General features: G+C 64.3%; 14 protein-coding genes. 8 read left to right on the top strand and 6 right to left on the bottom strand.

Going from position 1 to position 15,851, the window contains the following annotated elements:
- Window positions 1-3: 3 nt before the first annotated feature.
- The 6 genes from ACWA13_RS10080 to ACWA13_RS10055 all read left to right on the top strand — a co-directional run bounded on the left by ACWA13_RS10080 (window position 4) and on the right by ACWA13_RS10055 (window position 5,219).
- Window positions 4-879 (top strand): DUF58 domain-containing protein, encoded by an 876-nt coding sequence (locus ACWA13_RS10080; protein ID WP_463933739.1) that lies wholly within the window; start codon window positions 4-6, stop codon window positions 877-879.
- Window positions 869-1,336 carry a hypothetical protein gene (locus ACWA13_RS10075; RefSeq protein WP_463933737.1) on the top strand — a complete coding sequence of 156 codons (468 nt, stop codon included), beginning with the start codon at window positions 869-871 and terminating at the stop codon, window positions 1,334-1,336. The genes ACWA13_RS10080 and ACWA13_RS10075 overlap by 11 nt, the downstream gene beginning before the upstream one ends.
- On the top strand, window positions 1,327-2,310 hold the full coding sequence (locus tag ACWA13_RS10070) for a vWA domain-containing protein (protein ID WP_463933735.1): 984 nt from the start codon (window positions 1,327-1,329) through the stop codon (window positions 2,308-2,310). Before ACWA13_RS10075 ends, ACWA13_RS10070 begins: the two co-directional genes overlap by 10 nt.
- Before the next feature lie 107 nt (window positions 2,311-2,417).
- Complete coding sequence (locus tag ACWA13_RS10065) at window positions 2,418-3,353, top strand: vWA domain-containing protein (protein WP_463933733.1); 936 nt, start codon at window positions 2,418-2,420, stop codon at window positions 3,351-3,353.
- Window positions 3,350-4,129 (top strand): hypothetical protein, encoded by a 780-nt coding sequence (locus ACWA13_RS10060; protein ID WP_463933731.1) that lies wholly within the window; start codon window positions 3,350-3,352, stop codon window positions 4,127-4,129. Before ACWA13_RS10065 ends, ACWA13_RS10060 begins: the two co-directional genes overlap by 4 nt.
- Window positions 4,130-4,157: 28 nt before the next feature.
- The gene (locus tag ACWA13_RS10055; protein ID WP_463933729.1) at window positions 4,158-5,219 is read left to right on the top strand and encodes an MsnO8 family LLM class oxidoreductase; all 1,062 of its coding nucleotides are present in this window, start codon (window positions 4,158-4,160) and stop codon (window positions 5,217-5,219) included.
- A 21-nt stretch (window positions 5,220-5,240) separates the two neighbouring features.
- Here ACWA13_RS10055 and ACWA13_RS10050 read toward each other — a convergent pair whose 3' ends face one another.
- Complete coding sequence (locus ACWA13_RS10050) at window positions 5,241-6,140, bottom strand: GyrI-like domain-containing protein (protein WP_463933727.1); 900 nt, start codon at window positions 6,138-6,140, stop codon at window positions 5,241-5,243.
- A gap of 506 nt (window positions 6,141-6,646) precedes the next feature.
- Here ACWA13_RS10050 and ACWA13_RS10045 point away from each other — a divergent pair.
- Both ACWA13_RS10045 and metE read left to right on the top strand, forming a co-directional pair.
- On the top strand, window positions 6,647-7,609 hold the full coding sequence (locus tag ACWA13_RS10045; protein ID WP_463933725.1) for a methylenetetrahydrofolate reductase: 963 nt from the start codon (window positions 6,647-6,649) through the stop codon (window positions 7,607-7,609).
- Between the two features lie 68 nt (window positions 7,610-7,677).
- Window positions 7,678-10,008 carry a 5-methyltetrahydropteroyltriglutamate--homocysteine S-methyltransferase gene (metE, locus tag ACWA13_RS10040; protein ID WP_463933723.1) on the top strand — a complete coding sequence of 777 codons (2,331 nt, stop codon included), beginning with the start codon at window positions 7,678-7,680 and terminating at the stop codon, window positions 10,006-10,008.
- A gap of 141 nt (window positions 10,009-10,149) precedes the next feature.
- On the opposite strand, the gene ACWA13_RS10035 is transcribed toward metE, so the two are convergent.
- From ACWA13_RS10035 to ACWA13_RS10015, 5 genes are all read right to left on the bottom strand, one after another.
- A complete protein-coding gene (locus ACWA13_RS10035) occupies window positions 10,150-10,656 on the bottom strand; it encodes a DUF2004 domain-containing protein (protein ID WP_463933721.1) in 507 nt (168 codons plus the stop codon).
- A 45-nt stretch (window positions 10,657-10,701) separates the two neighbouring features.
- Window positions 10,702-11,619 carry a LysR family transcriptional regulator gene (locus ACWA13_RS10030; protein ID WP_463933719.1) on the bottom strand — a complete coding sequence of 306 codons (918 nt, stop codon included), beginning with the start codon at window positions 11,617-11,619 and terminating at the stop codon, window positions 10,702-10,704.
- 61 nt (window positions 11,620-11,680) lie between these two features.
- A complete protein-coding gene (locus tag ACWA13_RS10025) occupies window positions 11,681-12,643 on the bottom strand; it encodes a ribokinase (protein ID WP_463933717.1) in 963 nt (320 codons plus the stop codon).
- Window positions 12,640-14,184 carry an FGGY-family carbohydrate kinase gene (locus ACWA13_RS10020; RefSeq protein WP_463933715.1) on the bottom strand — a complete coding sequence of 515 codons (1,545 nt, stop codon included), beginning with the start codon at window positions 14,182-14,184 and terminating at the stop codon, window positions 12,640-12,642. Before ACWA13_RS10020 ends, ACWA13_RS10025 begins: the two co-directional genes overlap by 4 nt.
- Before the next feature lie 9 nt (window positions 14,185-14,193).
- On the bottom strand, window positions 14,194-15,828 hold the full coding sequence (locus tag ACWA13_RS10015; protein WP_463933713.1) for a fucose isomerase: 1,635 nt from the start codon (window positions 15,826-15,828) through the stop codon (window positions 14,194-14,196).
- Window positions 15,829-15,851 lie beyond the last annotated feature (23 nt).

The following is a 15,851-nucleotide window of genomic DNA, read 5'->3' as shown; positions in this document are numbered from 1 at the left end:
CGCATGGCAGCCCTCCTGCAGCGCGTTAAGTCGAAGATGTTTATCTTTGCCCATAGAAAGGTCCGTGGACTGCTCGACGGCGAATACGGTTCAGTGTTCAAGGGCAGCAGCCTGGACTTCGACGATCTCCGCGCCTACGTGCCGGGGGACGATGTCCGGGCCATCGACTGGAAAGCCACCGCGCGGCATGGCTCGCCCCTGATCCGGCGCTATGTGGCGGTGCGGAAACAGAACGTCCTGCTGGTCACGGATACCGGACGCAACATGGCGGCTGCCTCGCGCGGCGGGGAAACCAAAAAAGACCTTGCCGTCCTGGCCCTCGGCGTGATCGGCCTTTTGGCCCACAACCATGGCGATGCCGTGGGGCTGGTATCCGGAGACTCCCAAGGATCCAGGCACCTTCCGCCCAAGTCCGGGGAAGCGCACCTGGAACGGTTGTTGCGTGACGTGGACACCGCCTCGCTGACCTCGTCGCGGAGCAGGCTTCAGAACCAACTCGAATACATCGCTTCCACCTTCGGCCGGCGGATGCTGCTGTTTGTTGTGGCGGACGAGGTCGCCGCGGATGCAGGCCTGGAGAAAGTGCTCCGGCGCCTGCGGGCACAGCATGAAATCCTGTGGCTGACCATCCGGGACGCAGAACTGGTTTCCGCAGCCGGGGACGCCATGTTCAGCGTGGATGGCCTCGCCCCGCTGCTCCGCCGCCTGGCCCAATCCCACGAGGTGGCAGAGGCCTACTCGGACTCGACAATCCGTAGGGACGCGGACCGGAGCGCCATGCTCCGCAGGGTGGGGATTTCCGAAGGGGAATTTGGCAGCAGCGGCGAGGTCATCCCTGCCCTGTTCGCCCTTTTGGAAAGGCACCGGCGTGCAGGATAACGACGGCTTTTACGGTCCACTGGCCTATGGTTCCTGGTGGGGCGTGTCAGGTGTGGTGGTGCTGGCCCTCGTTGCCGCATGGTTTGCCTATGTGCTCATGTCCACGCGCAGGCCCACCACTGGAAAAACCGCCCGCTTGACGCCGCAGGCCGATGGCGCCATGCTCCGCGACACGTACCTGGAGCGGATGGACGCCGTGGTCGAAGATGCAAGGTGCGGAAGGATCCCCTTGCGTACGGCGCACCAAGAGCTCAGCCTGCTCGTTCGTAAGTACGTCAGGGATGCCTCCGGGGTTGATGCGCCGCGAATGACCCTGGAGGAGATCGCCCGCCATCCGCTGCCCGGGCTTGCCGACGCCTTGGGACAGTTGTATCCGGGGGAGTTCGGATTGGAGCCGCTGCCGTCCATCGACGCCTCGGCGGCGGCCGCGAAGGCAGTGGTGGCCTCGTGGAACTGATCAACTGGTGGCTGTTGCCGCCTGCCGCCCTGCTCCTTGCAACAGCTGCGTGGTGGGCACTGAAGCGCCGGGCCCGCGCCCCCCGCGGAACGCCCGCAGCCCACACCCAACGACTGACCGCCCTTCCCGCCTACCAGAGCGCGGTCCGCCGCTACCGGATGCTTCTGGCGCTGCTGACAGTGGCCGGCGTCATGGTGCTGGTGGCCGCCGCCGTCGCCGCTGCCCGGCCGGTCCAGAGCGTGACGGACCGCCCGGAGCAACGCAACCGGGACATCATGCTGTGCCTGGACGCCTCCGGGTCAATGAGCGACGCCGACGCCGCCGTGCTCGGAGTCTTCCGGGAGTTGGCGGCTGAGTTCGATGGCGAACGGATCGGCCTGACGGTTTTCGACAGTTCAGCGGCCCAATTGTTTCCGCTCACCGATGACTATGAACTGGTGCTGGACCAGCTGGAGCAGGCGCAGGCCGCCTTCGAGGGGACGGCGGACAGTACTGCCATCCTCTCCGGGACGTGGTTGGGACCCGGCTCGTCCCTGATCGGCGACGGCCTGGCATCATGCGTGCAGGGCCTGCCGGGGCCCAAAGACGGATCCCGGCCGCGGTCGGTGGTGTTCGCAACAGACAATATGCTGGCGGGCGAACCGATTTTCACGCTGGAGGAAGCGGCGGGACTCGCATTGGACAAGGAAGCCCGCATCTACGCGTTGAACCCCGGCGATTTTGATTACGGCGATGCGGCAGACCAGCCCGGAAAGCAACTGCGCGCCGTGGCCGAGGGGAGTGGCGGCGCCTACTACAGCCTGGAGAGCAGTGAAGCGGTACCGGAGATCGTGCGGCAGGTCCAGGAAAGGGAGGCCGCAGCTGTCCAGGGTTCGCCCCGCCGCATCGTCCATGACCAGGCCGGTTGGCCGTTGGGAATCGCGCTGTTCGGCGGCGTGTTGCTGGTGGGCCTCGCGTGGAGGGCCGAGCGGTGACCTTCCTTCCGGTATTTCCTTGGTGGCTACTGGCTGCCGTTACGCTTGCGGCACTGTTTCCCGCCGTCGTAATTCTTGTACGCGCGTCCGCCTCCGGTGACAGGAGGATGCAGCTGCGCACGTGGCTGTTCCGCGGTGCCATGCTGATCCTGCTGGCAGTAGCGGCCGCCAGGCCGGGCACAGGCGGAGGAACGGTCCAGGCTACGGCAGTGGACGTGGACGTCTACCTTGTGGTGGACACGTCCAGCAGCATTGCCGCAGAAGACTTTGGAGACGGGACAAGGCTCGACGGCGTCCGACAGGACATCGCCGCGCTCGCCACGGAACTGGCTGGTTCCCGCTTTTCCATGATCACCTTTGATTCGGCCGCTGCCGTCAGGATGCCGCTGACCACGGATACCGGGGCAGTGGAAACGCTGGCGGCCGTGCTGGCGCCCCAGGTTACTGATTATTCGAACGGCAGCAGCATCACTGCGGCCGGACCCATCCTGGAGGAGCGGTTGAAGGCCGGCCGGGACAGCCATCCCGAGCGGCTGCGCTTCGTCTTTTACCTCGGCGATGGCGAACAGACCAGCGCGGACAAACCCGGCCCGCTGAAGGTGGATTCCTCTCTGGTGGATGGTGGAGCAGTGTTGGGCTACGGGACTGAAGACGGTGGCCGGATGCTGGAATACGCTGGCTTGCCGCTTTACGACGACGACACCGCAGGGGAGCCTCGAGGCTACATCCAGGACCGCTCGGGTGAAGTCGCCATGGACGCAATATCCCGGGTTGATCTGCCTGCCCTGCAGGAAATCGCCACCCAACTGGGGGTGCCGGTGGTGCACCGGCAGGCGGGGAGCCCGGCGTCGGAGATGCTGGTTGCGGCGCGCCCGGACCAGCTGCAGCGGGTGGCTGCGGCACCCGGAACGCAACACGAAGAATCGGTTCCCGGACGCGTGGAACTGTACTGGATTCCTGCCTTCGGCGCTTTCGTCCTCGCCGTCAGGGAAACCGCGCTGACAGCGAGGAAGCTGAAGGAGCTCGGGGGGAACACGATATGACACAGGAGACCGAGACCCGGGACGGGGCAGAGCCGGACCGGCGTCGGCTGGACCGGCGACGGAGGTTGCTGTTGTGGTCGGCCCTGCCGGTCCTGCTCGCGTTGCTGCTGGCGGCGAAGCTGCTCAGCGTGGCCCTGCTCAGTGCGCAGTCCGTCAACGCGTTTGAAAACCGGGACGCAGCGGCTGTGGCCGGGGCCGCAGCAGGATTAGACGTGGTGAACTTCCTGGAGACGCACAAGCAGGCCTTCGCGGAAGGGGATGCGCTGGTCCTGGCCGGGGACTTCGCCGGAGCCAGGCTATGGTTCGAGGAGTCGCTGGCGGCCGGTCCCGGCGCTGACGAATGCCGCGTCCGCGTGAACCTTACCCTCAGCATCGAGCGGCTGGGGGATGCCGCCGCAGAAGCGGGGGAGACTGCTGCGGCCACTCTGTTCCAGGAGGGCCTTGACGTTACCCAGGGAGCTCCGGAAGGTTGCTTTGCCGAAGGCGCCGACGCCACACCGGGCTTTAATGACGCAGGGGAAGGCAAACACCTGGCAGCGGCGCAGGAGCGGCTGCAGGAGAAGCTTGACGACGCCGGCAGCCGGGCAGGTGCCGAAGCCGAAGAGCCCCCGGGCACCGATCCGGAAGAAGAGCCTGAACCCGCCGATGCCGGACGGCAGAGCCAGCTGGAACGGCTCACGGAGATGGCAGGGCGCGCCCTTCAGGACCGGACTGAAAGCGAAGACCGCCAGAAGTATCTGGAAGACACAGGCCCCCCTGTCGATAAACCGTGGTGACGCATGAGGAGGAGCGTCAGGCCTCCGGATGAAAAACTCTGCCACCTACGTTATGACTGGCATGCAGCTGCCTTCGATTCCCGTCTCCATCCTGGACCGTGCCAATGTCCGGGAGGGGGCTACGGCAGATGCTCTTGCTGCCACGCTGCGGCGGGCAAAACAAGCCGAGCAGCTGGGCTATCACCGGTTCTGGGTCGCTGAGCACCACGGTGTGCCAGGGATCGCCGGTTCGGCGCCGACGGTGCTGATGGCTGTGGTGGCTGCACAAACCGAACGAATCCGTGTTGGTTCGGGCGGAGTTATGCTCCCGAACCATCAGCCGTTGGTCGTAGCCGAGCAAATCGCCACCCTGCAGGCACTCTTTCCGGGTCGGATCGACCTCGGAATCGGACGCTCGGTGGGCTTCACGTCGGCGGTTCGGGCTGCGCTCCGACAGGACCGGGACGCCGCTGACCGGTTCGAAGCGGACCTGGCGGAATTGCTGGCTTACCTCAGCGGGACCTCCATCATGACTGCACGGCCCTACGACGACGGTGCAACCCCTCCTTTTGTTCTGGCTACCGGCAAAGGTGCTGACATCGCCGCCGACGCCGGTCTCGCCATTGTTGTTGGTGGCCCGATTTTCTCCGCCCGTAACGCGGAACGCGCCCGCGGCGTGCTGGAGCGTTACCGCAGGAGCTTCCGTCCCTCCACGTATTACCCGGAACCGTACGTGATACTTTCCACGAACGTGGCCGTGGCGGAGTCTTTCGAGCAAGCGCAGGATTTGCTGCTGCCTGAGGCCTGGGCGATGGCTGAATCGCGCACCCGTGGGCAGTTTCCGCCGCTTGTACCGGCGGAGTCCATCAGGGAACGGTCGATGACTTCCCGGCAACGGGACATCGTCGCCGAGACGCTGAGCGCGGCCGTGTATGGAACCGCCGAACAAGTGTCGCAGGGACTCAGCTCGTTGCTGGCGGCGACCGGCGCCGACGAACTTATGGTCACCACCAACACCTTCGACACGGCAGCCCTGGCAGATACGGACCGGGAGTTGGCCGGCCTTTTCGCGCTGCCAACCCTTGCCGTCATGAAGGGCAGGTCTGGTTAGTCCTTGACTACGTCTGATCGATCAGGAGCGTTCTACCGGGAGCCACAACTCACAGTTGGCTGTGCTGAAGTCCGCGGCACGGTCAAGTACCGCCACGATCGAGGGCCCGGGGCGCAGCCGCCAGGGGCTTGATGGAAACCAGTCGGCAGCTGTGGCTGCCCACGCCGCCTGGAGAACTGCAGGGTACTCACCCTCAGTGTGGAACACCGCCCAGGTGCCGGCCGGAACTTCGATCGCGTCAAGTCCCTCAGGCGTCGGAGTCGATGCTTCTACGGCGACGCCGTGGAGGTAGGTCAGCTCGCTGCCTTCGGTATAGTCCGGGTCGACGTCGGCACTGACCTGGAGCAGTCCCGCCGGGACAGTGTTGCTCAATTCCTTGAGCCGCGCGTGCGCGGCGGCCGGCAGTGCGGCGATGTGTGCTTGGATGTGGGGGCTGATTCCGCGATGGATGAGCGGCACACGGGCCGAGTGGCCGATGAGCCGGAATGCCGGTCGATCTGCGATTCGAGTGTCCAATGTGGTGTTCCCTTCGACTGTCAGGCTGAATCTGAGCTGTGGTTGCGTACGAAGGGGGCTCCGATGCCGGCGCATGTCGCTGGGGCCGACCCCATGCACTGATCGGAACGCCCGTGCGAATGCCTCGGTCGAGCCGTAGCCGTACCGCACCGAAATACTCAACAAGTCACCGTCTCCGAGAACGTCTGCCGCGGCGACGGCCATACGACGCCGCCGGATGTACTCGGAGAGAGGCATGCCGGCCAGCGATGAGAACATCCGCCGGAGGTGATATTCCGTAGTACCAAGGCCGATTGCCAACCTGGTTACGTCAATCTCGTCGGTCAGATGATCCTCCACGAACTCGACAAGTTGATTCAGGGCTGCGATCACGGTTCCCCCTTCGATGTCTATACTGCTTGGCATACCCGGCCGTCACCCGACTATCGCGGTCCGATCGAGTCGCTCCCACATCGCAGCGAGGCCGTGTTGCTGCTGCCGAATGACGCCAGTACCGGCAAAGGCCGCACCTGACCCAGATGCCGTTCCTGGGATCCTATGCATCCCCATCACGGCCGTCATCACCTTTCACCGTGTCATCCGGCGAACAATGTTCAGCTTTGGAGCTTCATTTGCCGTAAAAGTGCGTCTTAATTCGACAACTGACTTGTTCGCACCGGACGCCTCTCCTAGAGTTCAATACAAGTTACCGACGTAACGTGTCAGCGATCCTCCGATCAGGAGGGTGTGGGTGCCCCCATGTGGGCCTGACATTTGCTCACGGACCAACTTCATTTCAGGCGTACTCGTCGCGACTGCGCTCTGTTGGAGTTCCTTCCGTGCATCCCAAACTCAACACATTGAAACTCCCGCGACGTCCGCCTTTTGACGGTGGCCGTTACAGACGATCAGTGCCCCAGCCAAGGACGCAAATGTCACCACCAAGCCTTATTGACGCACATCCCGACCTCAGCGGTACAGCCCCCGTTGCGCTCTCCTACGAACTCTTCCCGCCGCGCTCGCCTGCAGCAGCAGAAAATCTTTGGAACACCATCCGGGAGCTCGAAAGCACCGACCCGGATTACGTCTCCGTGACGTATGGGGCCAGCGGCTCCAACCGGGACACAGCCGTCGAGCTTATTAACCGGTTGCTCCTTGAGACCACCCTGCGGCCGTTGGCTCACCTGACCTGTGTCGGCAACACGCCGCAGGAACTCGCAGAAATCATCGGCGAACTGTTGGACCATGGCGTTCGTGGCATCCTGGCTCTTCGTGGCGACCTTCCCCGGGACGGCGCGAAGCCGGTTGCCGGTTCGCTGCGGTACGCCCAGGACCTGATCGAGCTGATCCGCCGGGTGGAGCAGCGCCGTTCAGCATTGTTGTGCGCCGGCAAGATCGCCATCGGCGTGGCGGCGTACCCTACCCGGCATCCGGAGTCACCCACAGAGGCACACGACGTCGAGGTGCTGCTGGCGAAGCAGCGTTCCGGAGCGGACTTTGCCATCACCCAGGTGTTCTTCCGTACAGAGCAGTACGCCGACCTCGTCAGCCGGGCACGGCGTGCCGGGGTCACCATTCCGATCATTCCGGGTGTGATGCCGCTGACCAGCCTTCGCAGGGTCACCCGCCTTGGCGAGTTGACCGGCGTCGAACCTGCCCCGGAACTGTTGGAGCGCCTGGCCGCTGCGGACAGCGACGCCGAACGCCAGCGTATTGGCGTCCGCGCCACCGTGGATCTGGCTAACGCTGCACTCGACGCCGGTGCCCCCGGCCTGCACCTCTATACCTTCAACGAGCACCAGAGTGCCCTTGAGGTGCTGGACCAGCTTGCCCTGCCACGCAACCCGCGTAGTGCCGGGCGACGCCTGGCCGCCAGCCGCCAGCTCGCCAGCTGAGCTACCCCAAGTACCTTCCCCCTTTTTTGCCCGTCATCCATTGACGCAACAACCCCAAGGAATTTCTCATGACTGAACAGCGCACACCGTTCCCCGCAGCCTCCCTCCTGGGCTACCCCCGCATCGGCCGCCGCCGCGAATTGAAGAAGGCCGTCGAAGCCTATTGGGCCGGCAAGATCGACGCCACCGCCCTGGAAGCAACCGCGCTGGACATCCAGCTTGGCACCGCCCGGCGGCTGCAGGAACTCGGCCTGACCGAAGCGGCTGCCGTGCCCGGCACCTTCTCCTTCTACGACCAGGTACTGGACACCACCGCACACCTGGGCGCCGTACCGGCCCGTTTCGGAAAGCTCCTGGACGCCGAGGGCCAGCTGGACCTGGACGGCTACTTCACCCTGGCCCGCGGCAACGCGGAGCAGCAGCCGCTGGAAATGACCAAGTGGTTCGATACCAACTACCACTACCTGGTGCCCGAAATCGGCCCGGAGACCGAGTTTAAGCTCGCCTCCATCCGTAAGGTTGACGAGTTCGCAGCGGCCTTGGACAACGGCGTCGAAACCCGCCCCTACATCGTTGGTCCGGTCACGTACCTGCTGCTGTCCAAGGCATCCGACGACGCCCCTGCCGGCTTCGAGCCGTTGTCCCGACTTGAGGACATCCTGCCCGTCTACGTTGAACTGCTGGGCAAGCTGGCTGCTGCCGGCGCCAGCTGGGTGCAGCTGGACGAACCCGCGCTGGTGGTTGACCAGGACATCCCCGCTGCGCAGGTCCAGGCCGCCGTGGCCCGCGCCTACGAGGTGTTGACCGCTGCAGCTACCCGCCCCCAGATCCTGGTCTCCAGCCCGTACGGTTCCCTCGACGGCCAGCTCGGTACGCTTGCAGCCACCAACATCGACGCCCTGCACCTGGACGTCTTCAAGGGCGGCGTACCCTCGGCCGCCGCACTGGCCAGCCTGGGCAACAAGACCCTGGTTGCAGGAGTCGTGGACGGCCACAACATCTGGCGCAATGACCTCGCTGCTTCCGCCGCAAAGTTGGATACCCTGAAGGCCGCGGCCAACCGCGTTACCGTGAGCACTTCCACATCCACGCAGCACGTCCCGCACGATGTTGCCGAGGAAACCCAGCTGTCCGAGCAACTGCGCAGCTGGCTGGCGTTCTCGGACCAGAAGGCCGTTGAGGTCCGCACCCTGGCTGACTACCTCGCCGATCCCGCAGCCGCAGAGGCAGCCATCGAAGAGGCGTCTGCCGTCATCGCTTCCCGGGCAACTGCAGAGGGAGTCCGTCGCGACGACGTCCGCGCCCGTACCGCCGCGCTGACAGCCGCTGACTTCAGCCGCTCCGAGTATGGTGTCCGCGAAGCCGCCCAGACGGAGGCGCTGGCACTGCCGCCGCTGCCCACCACCACCATCGGCTCCTTTCCGCAGACGTCGGAAATCCGCTCCGCCCGTGCCCGCAACAACAAGGGCGATCTGACCAACGAGCAGTACGAGCAGCTGATGAAGGATGAGATCAAGCGTGTGGTCCAGCTGCAGGAAGAGCTTGGCTACGACGTCCTGGTGCACGGTGAGCCTGAGCGCAACGACATGGTCCAGTACTTCGCCGAGAACCTGGAAGGCTTCGACGTGACGGTCCATGGCTGGGTCCAGTCCTATGGCTCACGCTGCACGCGTCCTTCCATCCTGTGGGGCGACGTCACCCGCTCGGCGCCGATCACGGTTGCCTGGGCCGAGTACGCGCAGTCCCTGACCAGCAAGCCCATGAAGGGCATGCTCACCGGTCCGGTCACCATCCTGGCGTGGTCCTTCGTCCGGGATGACCAGCCGCTGGGCGAGACCGCTAATCAGGTTGGCCTGGCCCTCCGGGACGAGATCGCTGACCTCGAAGCCGCCGGCATCAAGGTTATCCAGGTGGACGAGCCTGCCCTGCGCGAACTCCTGCCGCTGCGCAAAGCCGACCACGCCGATTACCTCAAGTGGTCCGTTGACTCCTTCCGCCTGGCCACTGCCGGTGCCGCCGATGCCACCCAGATCCACACCCACCTCTGCTACTCGGAGTTCGGCGTGATCATCGACGCGATCGACGGCCTGGATGCCGATGTGACCTCGATCGAAGCAGCCCGTTCCCGTATGGAGGTTGTCCATGACCTGGAGAGCCACGGCTTCGGCCGCGGCGTTGGCCCGGGCGTCTACGACATCCACTCGCCGCGTGTCCCGGGCGAGGGCGAAGTTACCGAACTGCTGTCCACGGCTGTCAAGCACGTACCGTCGCGCCAGCTTTGGGTCAACCCGGACTGCGGCCTGAAGACCCGCGGCTACGCCGAGACTGAGGAGTCCCTGCGCAACCTGGTGAAGGCTGCCAAAACGGTCCGCGCCGGGCTGCTTGAAGCAGCCAGGTAGAGATCCGGTGATCGGGCTCGTCGAGATCCAGGTTTCCCCAAGCTCAACCACCGATTAGACAACGACCTCGGCCGGTCACCTTGCGAAAGGCGACCGGCCGGCGTCGTGCTTTAAGCATTTCTTCTGCCGTCATTGGGGATGTCAGGATTCCCAGAGGATTTCGTCGTCCACCACGCCGTCCTGGTCAGCCGAAGCCACGAGTACTTCATCGGTGAAGTGTTCGCCCAGGGTGAAATCCAACACGAAGTAGCGTTCAGGCGAGCCGGGGAAAATCCCCACGTGGCCGAGCCTGAGTGCCTTGAGGAAGACCTCGTTGGTCAGCTGACGCTTGTCAGTGACGCCGAAGACTTTCTGCAGGTGTTCGTCCTTGATGGCGTTGCAGTGGAAGTGGAGGTACTCCTGGGGGCTGGTGCCCTCCTGTTCGAGTTCCTCCGCGATCATCTGCAGTACCTCGTCCACCAGTTCCGGAAGGTACCGGAGCCGGTAGTCCACCTTATGCATCGCAGCTTCGTCAAAGTGGTCGTGCGACGTGATATTCAGATCCAGTTCCAGTGGTTGGCCGGCCAGCTCATGTTGGGCTACGAAGTAATGATCGCGGCCATGATTGAACTCAATTTCACCAAAATGACGGCTGGCTACCTTGTTCATGTCCTCAACATAGTCCCCGAACGCCGCTCATTCCAGCATTCTCGGCTAATTTGCCGAGCTGCCCAGGGTGCTGAACGTCTCGGCCAGCAGGTCCACGAACAATTGCACCCGGGCGGTCTTCTTGTCGTTGATCAGGAGGGCGAAGACGTTCCGGGCCAGTCGGATCTCCGGCACATCAAGGACCACGACGCCGGCCGGACGGTGCTGCAGTGCGAGCTCCGGAACCAGGGCCGCACCCAAGCCCGCTGCCGCCATTTCAAGGCTGGCGTGAAAGTCGTCACTGTGAGCCACCACCCGTGGGTGCAGGTTGCAGCTGACGAATAGCCTTTCGATGACCGTGGCGTCCGCGCTGCCGGGATGGTGCATAATCCAGGGCATTTCGGAGAGATGGACCGCGGCAACTTCAGCCTCCGCCCGAAAGCCCCAGGCAGCCGGGAGCACTACCCGGTAGTTGTCGTCGCCAATCCACTGGCGGTTGATCGTGTGCGGCCAGGCAAGTCCGGTCTGGCCCACCTGGAACACCAAGGCGAGGTCCAGTCCGCCACCGTTCCGCAGGCCCTGGATGGTCTGGCCCGGCTCGCCCACTGACACGGTCAGGTCAATTCCCAAATCCTTCCATGCCGGGTTCTGCAGGATGCGGGGGAGGACATAGGTAGCCAGGCTGGGAAAGATGCCGACCCGCAGGTCTTGCCTGGCCATGTCCCCGCTGCGCGAAGCGGCTGCCAACAGGGCGTCGATATCGGTCAGGACTTTGCTGGCGTGCCGGATCATCACCGCGGCTGCTTCCGTGGGAACCACGCTCCGGGCGGAACGTTTGAAAAGTTCGACGCCGGTATCGCGTTCCAGGGCGGACATCTGCTGGGAGACCGCTGACGAGGTATAGCCAAGCCGCGCGGCAGCCGCGGCGAAAGAGCCGAGCCGTACCACTTCGGTGAGGGTCTTCAGGTGAACAGGGTTGACCATCAGCGGTCCTTTCGTATGACACTACCTACCATAAGCGGTGCTGGTGGAGGCTCCTGTCATATTAGAGCAACGCGGATGCTGCCTCTGCCCGCCATGGGTAGGACTGTTGCGCCCCGTACCCCTTCACCGAAAGTGCCGCGACCGCAACAGCCAGCCCGGCTGCTCCCTCCAGCGTCATACCCTCTGCCAGTCCTGCAGCGACGGCACCCACAAAGGCGTCGCCGGCGCCCGTGGTGTCTACCGCTTCTACTGGCACAGGCGGTATATGGCTGGCACCTTCCGGCGTGGCCACCACCGCCCCCCGTGCACCAAGGGTGACCACGGCAGCGGCCACGCCGGCAGCGACCAGCGACTTCGCGACGGACAGTCCGCTGTGTACCGCGTCAACGTCATGAAGCGGTGGTGCCGCATCTTCTGCAGCGCCGCCGGTCAGGATTTGCAGGGCACCGACGGCTTCGTGTTCATTGACAATCAGGACGTCGGCTGCCCGGATCCGCGCTGCGCTGAGCGGGATTACGGGCGCGAGGTTCAGGACAACCCGGGCTTTCCCTTCTTGCAGTTGTGCGAGGGCGGATTCAACCGTGGCAATCGGCAGTTCGCCCTGAAGGACCACAACATCGCAGGAGTGCAGGCCGGGAAGTGCGGCTGCAACTGCTGCAGCGTCCACGTGCCTGTTGGCTCCGGGGATTACGACAATGCTGTTTTCGGCCTGCTGGTCAACACTGACCACGGCCAGACCGGTGGGGCCCTCAACGGTGGCCACCATGTCCAGGTTCACCCCGCTGTCCCGAAGCAGAGCGGTGGCCGGGCCGGCATTGGCGTCATCGCCCACCGCGCCAACCATGGTTACCTCCGCTCCCTGGCGGGCGGCAGCAACAGCCTGGTTGGCGCCCTTACCTCCGGGAGACAATGTTCCGCCGGTGCCGAGGACCGTTTCGCCGGCGCCGGGGAGGTGTTCAACCATCAGGAGCAGGTCCGCATTAATGGATCCGACGACGGCAACCGTGCCCTTCCGGGGCGTCATACGGTACTTCCCTCCACGGCGTCGCCGTCGTTTGTGCTGTTCTGCAGTGCTCCGGACAAACGGTGTTGCCGCCCGGCTAACGCATGCTGGAGCCGTCGGGTGGCCGGGTACAGCTCACGGTAGAGCTCATACAGCTCGTCATAGTTGTTCTGCAGGGCCGCCCGCGGGCGCACGCTGTGCGAGGGCTGGTTCCACTCGGTGATCGACACTGCATCATTGCCCCTGACCGCCTGGGCGGCGAGGAACGCGGCACCGTAACTGGCGCCGATCGTTTTGGCAGGAACCACCTGTTCGCGTCCGGTTACGTCAGAGACAATCTGGGTCCACAATCCGCCCTGTGTTCCACCACCAACTGCTATGACCCGCTCAATGCCAGCTCCGGCCTCTTCCATCCTGTCGATGTTGTGGCGTACGCCCAGGGCCGTGGCCTCCAACGCAGCCCGGTAAAGATCACCGCGGCCGTGGGAAAGCGTCAGCCCGGCGATTACGCCCCGCGCGTCCGGATCTGCAATGGGAGTCCGCTCACCGGCGAAATACGGCAACATGAGCAGGCCCCGGGCGCCGGGCCCTGACTCTTCCGCTTCCGCCAGCAGGAGAGGGTAGTCCGCCGCTCCGAAGAGCTCCTTCAACCAGCTGGTGACCGCTCCCGAGGTGGCCATTCCGCCGGCGAGGGACCTCGTGCCCTTGTAGGCGCCCATGGTGCCCCACAGCTCGGGCACTGCGATGCGCCTGGAAGTGGTGTGGACCAGGAACATGGTTGTTCCGTACATCAGCATGAGGTCGCCAGGCTTTTGCGCCCCCACACTCACGGCCTCGGTCCAGGCATCAATGGTCCCGATGACAACAGGGGTCCCCTGGGACAACCCCGTTAGGGCGGCCGCTTCCGACGCCACCCTTCCGGTGATCTCCGAGGGCCAGCGCAGGGGTGGCAAACTCAACCCGGGTGCAACCTCCTCCACCCAGGGCTGGTACCACTGCAGGGCGTCGGCGTCGTACAAGGGGGTGCACTGGCTGGCCGAATGATGGTCCAGCGCGTAGTTTCCCGTCAGCTGGTAGGCCAGCCAGGACGCCGGCATGAACAGCCTTCGGGCCCTGGCTGCCACCTCGGGCTCGTGTTCGGCAATCCACGCAATCTTCGGCCCCACCGCCTGGGTCGACAGCACAGACCCGCACCGGTCCAGGATGGCGTCGCTGCCGCCGAGGCGGGCCGTGAGTTCCTCGATCTGCTTAGTGGCCCTGGTGTCCACGCCGTAGAGAATGGCGGGACGCAGGGGAGTGCCGGCATCGTCGGTGAGAAGGACGCAGGGGCCCATGCCGCTGACGCCGACCGCGATCACTGCCTCCTCCGGGGTGAGGAGCGAGCGCGTGAGGGTGACAAATTCGTCCCACCACACTCGCGCGTCCATCTCCACCCAACCCGGGTGCGGCCGCTGGACGCTGTGTTCCACACTCTCGCTGCGCAGCACGTTTCCGGCCAGGTCAACCACTACGCCCTTGCTGCTGGACGTACCGATATCTACGCCCAGCACTACCTCCGGCACAGCAGGGCCCTACAGCTTGACGTCGCCGCAGAGGTGCACGTGAACGCCGAGTTCCTCAAACAAAGCAGCCTTGGCCGTCAGTGCCCTGTCTGCGGTTTCCTCATCCGGGGCATAGACCACCTGGACATGGTTTGCCTTATGCCGGGCCATCAGTTGGTTCCGCGAGACCCCGTGCAGTACTGCGTGCATGATGGGCCACTGCTTGTCCGTGGCATTGAGGCGGCGCTGGGTCTCTTCCTCGGGCAGCTCAACCACGTGGCCGCGCCCCAGGTCCAGGTGGAGTGCTCCGTCCATGATGAACACCCTGGACCAGACGATCTCGCCGGGCTTGGAAGTACCGGACAGGGTGGAACCGCCCTTGGGAAAGAACACGGCGGGCTGGCGCAGGCCAAAGGACTTGTCGTAGCCGCCGTTGTGTGAAGCCGGCACCGCTCCGGAAATTTCGAAGACCCAGACAAATTCGCCGTCGTACTCTTCGCCCCAACGGATGTCATGCAGCGTGTTGGCCGGGTCCAGGCCCATGGCAGTCCAGATCCGGTTGGTGATCAGCGCATCCACGGCCACGCCTTCGTCCACCTCGTTGAAGTGCGGCAGGGCGGCCCCCTGGTACAGCTCACGGGAGCCGTCGCGGGACAGTACCGGCGGGCGGGACACGTTGTTGAGCAGTCCTTCCACCAGGTCCGACGCGGGAGTCATGTCCTTGAGGCCCTGCTGGTACTGGATGCCGATGGCATCGGCACCGAAATCGTCAGCAATGCGTACGGCAGCGATGTACATTTTCAGCTGTTCGTGGACCTGGGCTTCGGTAAGTTCCGTGGCATCGTCGGTGCCGAAATGGAATTTGAACCCGGCCTCGTTCAGCCAGGTCCGCACCTTCTGCGCCTCGTCATCGGCGACGTTGCGCATCTCCGCCACCAGGGCCGACTGGGACAGGCGCTCCTTGTAGATGCCGAGCGGATTCAGCAGCTCATCGTCGATGATGGCGTTGTACATGCCCATGCATCCTTCATCGAAGACGCCAATGATGGCTTTCTCCTGCTGCAACTGCCCAGCCAACGCTTTACCCAGTCGTGTCTCTTCCGTATCCGGAAGCTGCGGCAGGTCGCGCACGTGGCTGAGGTCGTGGCGGATGGTTCCGGTCTTGAGCCATTCGCCCACCTTTTCCAGCGCCCATTCGTCAGTGAAGTCCTTACTCCACAATGAGGAGTACTCGATGCCGGCTTTGGTCATGGAGCCGGTGAGGTTCAGCAGACCCACTAAGCCCGGGAAGTCACCGGCCCAGTTCGCTACGACCAGAATGGGACCCTGATGCGAACGCAGTCCGGCCAGCACGTGGTGGCTGTACTGCCACACGGCATCCACCACCACCAGCGGCGCCTCGGACGGGATGTTCCTGAACACTTCCAGCCCGGCCCGCTGGCTGTCGATGAAGCCGTGGCCTGTCGCCGGGTTCACGTCATGTGCCCGTTGTACCTGGAAGCCAAAGCGCTCGACGGCGGAAGCAAAGTCTGCCTCCAGCTTCTGTTGGGTGGACCATCCGGCCGTATTGGCGCTGAGGCGAAGATCACCGCTGGCCACGGTGTACACGGTCTTCTCCTGCAGGAAAGGAACCTGTAGCTCCTCGGGGAATGCATAACTGGTCACGAAAGTCTCCTAGTGTCTCAAGC

The organism is Pseudarthrobacter sp. TRD_SC_9 (assembly GCF_055361265.1).
This window is presented reverse-complemented; position numbering and strand designations above follow the sequence as displayed.

Excerpts from the sequence above, each read along its gene's own strand:
- metE (WP_463933723.1), top strand. The coding sequence starts at position 7,678 with ATGACTGAACAGCGCACACCGTTCCCCGCAGCCTCCCTCCTGGGCTAC.
- ACWA13_RS10045 (WP_463933725.1), top strand. The coding sequence starts at position 6,647 with ATGTCACCACCAAGCCTTATTGACGCACATCCCGACCTCAGCGGTACA.
- ACWA13_RS10050 (WP_463933727.1), bottom strand. The coding sequence starts at position 6,140 with ATGCCAAGCAGTATAGACATCGAAGGGGGAACCGTGATCGCAGCCCTG.
- ACWA13_RS10030 (WP_463933719.1), bottom strand. The coding sequence starts at position 11,619 with ATGGTCAACCCTGTTCACCTGAAGACCCTCACCGAAGTGGTACGGCTC.
- ACWA13_RS10060 (WP_463933731.1), top strand. The coding sequence starts at position 3,350 with ATGACACAGGAGACCGAGACCCGGGACGGGGCAGAGCCGGACCGGCGT.
- ACWA13_RS10055 (WP_463933729.1), top strand. The coding sequence starts at position 4,158 with ATGAAAAACTCTGCCACCTACGTTATGACTGGCATGCAGCTGCCTTCG.
- ACWA13_RS10035 (WP_463933721.1), bottom strand. The coding sequence starts at position 10,656 with ATGAACAAGGTAGCCAGCCGTCATTTTGGTGAAATTGAGTTCAATCAT.
- ACWA13_RS10080 (WP_463933739.1), top strand. The coding sequence starts at position 4 with ATGGCAGCCCTCCTGCAGCGCGTTAAGTCGAAGATGTTTATCTTTGCC.
- ACWA13_RS10065 (WP_463933733.1), top strand. The coding sequence starts at position 2,418 with ATGCAGCTGCGCACGTGGCTGTTCCGCGGTGCCATGCTGATCCTGCTG.
- ACWA13_RS10025 (WP_463933717.1), bottom strand. The coding sequence starts at position 12,643 with ATGACGCCCCGGAAGGGCACGGTTGCCGTCGTCGGATCCATTAATGCG.